Annotated in this window: 1 pseudogene; it reads right to left on the bottom strand. The window is 65.9% G+C overall.

The window, feature by feature from the left end:
- A pseudogene (locus IB264_RS34390) lies at positions 1-255 on the bottom strand (gfo/Idh/MocA family oxidoreductase); the annotation flags it as partial.

The following is a 255-nucleotide window of genomic DNA, read 5'->3' as shown; positions in this document are numbered from 1 at the left end:
GTTCCAGCCCGGAGACGAAGGCGCCGAGATTATAGGCATGGGTGCCGATGTCGCCGGTCGAGCCGCCGGCGCCGGAGCGGGCCGGATCGGTGCGCCAGGCCGCCTGTTTCTGGCCCGACTGCTCGATATTCTCCGTCAGCCAGTCCTGCGGATATTCCATCTGCACCAGCCGGATAGCGCCGATGTCGCCATTTTCGACCATCGCGCGCGCCTGGCGCACCATCGGATAGCCGGTGTAGTTGTGGGTGAGCACGA

The organism is Ensifer sp. ENS11, from assembly GCF_014851895.1.
In the GTDB taxonomy this organism is placed as follows: Bacteria; Pseudomonadota; Alphaproteobacteria; order Rhizobiales; family Rhizobiaceae; genus Ensifer; species Ensifer canadensis.
The sequence above is the reverse complement of the archived record's forward strand: the minus strand, read 5'-3'. Positions and strand labels throughout refer to the sequence as shown.